The organism is Streptomyces sp. NPDC059679 (assembly GCF_042734105.1).
Taxonomy (GTDB): domain Bacteria; phylum Actinomycetota; class Actinomycetes; order Streptomycetales; family Streptomycetaceae; genus Streptomyces.
In genome coordinates this window covers 1-2,059 of the sequence record NZ_JBHWES010000188.1, presented here as the reverse complement: position 1 = coordinate 2,059, position 2,059 = coordinate 1, and the positions used below count along the sequence as shown (strand labels likewise).

Annotated in this window: 1 protein-coding gene; it reads right to left on the bottom strand. The window is 72.5% G+C overall.

Annotation, left to right across the window (positions count from 1 at the left end):
- On the bottom strand, positions 1-2,059 hold a 2,059-nt coding region (locus ACFV2X_RS55550), incomplete at both ends, for a polyketide synthase dehydratase domain-containing protein (RefSeq protein WP_385631959.1).

Sequence of the window (2,059 nt, the reverse complement as noted above, 5' to 3'; positions counted from 1 at the left end):
CCATCCCCACACCACCGGCACCCGCATGCACCAGCACCGACTCACCCGACGACAACCCCGCCAAATCCACCAACCCGTAATACGCGGTGAGGAACGCCACCGGCACCGCCGCGGCATCCTCCAACGACCACCCATCAGGGACCTTGACGAGCATGCGCTGATCGACGGCCGCGAGCGGGCCGAAGCCGCCGGCCACGACACCGAGGACCCTGTCCCCGACCCGGAGTCCGGTCACCTCGGTGCCGGTCTCGACGATCACACCAGCGGCCTCGCTGCCCATCAGGCCGGGGTCGCCCGGGTACATGTCCAGTGCGCCCAGCACATCGCGGAAGTTGAGTCCGGCGGCGTGTACGGCCATCCGTACCTGACCGGTGGCAAGCTGCTTCTGGGGCGCTTCGGTGATCAGTTCGAGGGCGTCCAGGCTGCCCTTGCGCCGACTCTCCAGCCGCCACGGCACCCCGCCGGGCGGGGGCAGCAGCCCGGCGGACGAGGCGACGGAGGCCAGCCGGCCGACGAGTACGACGCCGTCCCGGACCACGACCTGGGGCTCACCGGACGCGATAACGTCGGCCAGCACCTCGGCGGCCTGCTGCCGGTCCTCGAGGTCGGCCAGGAGGAAGTGTCCCGGGTACTCCGTCTGCGCCGAGCGCAGCAGGCCCCATACGGCTGCGGCGCCCGGATCCGCCACGGTGTCGCCGTTCCTCGCCGCGATGGCGCCGCGCGTGATGAACACCAGGCGGGAGTGCGCGTACCGCTCGTCGGCCGCCCAGTGCTGGACCAGCTCCAGCACCCGGGCCGTCACGTGGTGCGTCGAGCCCTCCCTGTCCGAAGCCTCGGTGTGTCCTCCTACGGGGCCGGTGGCGCCGAGCGCGCCGACCTCGACCATGACCACGTCCGGCACCGCTTCCAGCGACGTCAGGTGCGCGAGCGCGTCCGTGGACAGCTCGACCGTCTCCGGCCCGTCTGCGGACTGCGAGGCGGCCGGGGCCGCCACCCAGTCCAGCCGATAGAGCGAATCGTGGGCGTGGCCCGCGGTGTTCCCGGCGGCCAGTTGCTCCGCGGACACCGGCCGGATCGCCACCGACTCGACCGAGACGACGGGCGCACCAGCCGAGTCGGCCGCTGCCAGGGTCAGCGACCCGGCGGCGTCGTGGGCCAGCCGCACCCGCAGCACGGACGCCCCGTTGGCGTGCAAGGAGACACCGCTCAGCGAGAACAGCAGCCGGCCCCGCTCCGACTCCGGGTCCGCCCCCGGGAGGTCGGCGAACGATACGGCGTGCAGCGCCGCGTCCAGCAATGCCGGATGGATTCCGTACGACTTGGCGTCGTTCACCTGCTCCGGCAGCGCGACCTCGGCGAACACCTCGTCCTCGGTCCGCCACACCGCGCGCAGCCCCTGGAACACCGGGCCGTAGCTGACGCCGCCCTCGGCGAACCGCTCATAGAAACCTTCCATGTCGGCGACGACCGCGCCGGTGGGCGGCCATACGGTGGCGTCGAAGTCAGCCGTCCGCTCACCGTGCGCCAGCACACCGGTGGCGTGCTGCAACCACGGCTGCTCGGCCGCGTCCGCGGGCCGTGAGTACACGCTGAGGCTGCGGTGGCCGGAGGGATCGGGCGCCCCCACCCGCAGCTGGACCGCGACCGCGTCGCGCTCCGGCACCACCAGGGGGGCGGCGAGTGTGAGTTCATCGACCAGGTCGCAGCCGACCTGGTCGCCGGCGCGGATCGCCAGCTCCAGAAAGCCGGTGCCCGGGAAGAGCACCACCCCGCCCACGGCGTGATCCGCCAGCCACGGATGCGACCGCAGCGACAGACTGCCGGTGAACAGCAGGCCCTCGGAGTCCGCCAGTTCCACGGCGGCGCCGAGCAGCGGATGCTCCGGGGATACCAGACCGGCGGCGGTCACATCGCCTGCCTGCGTGGACTCGGAGGGCCAGTAGCGCTGTCGCTGGAAGGCGTACGTGGGCAGGTCGACGCGGTGGGCGCCGGTGTCCGCGAACACACTCGCCCAGTCGACGGCGCCACCACGGACGAAGACCTCCGCCAGCGAGGCCAG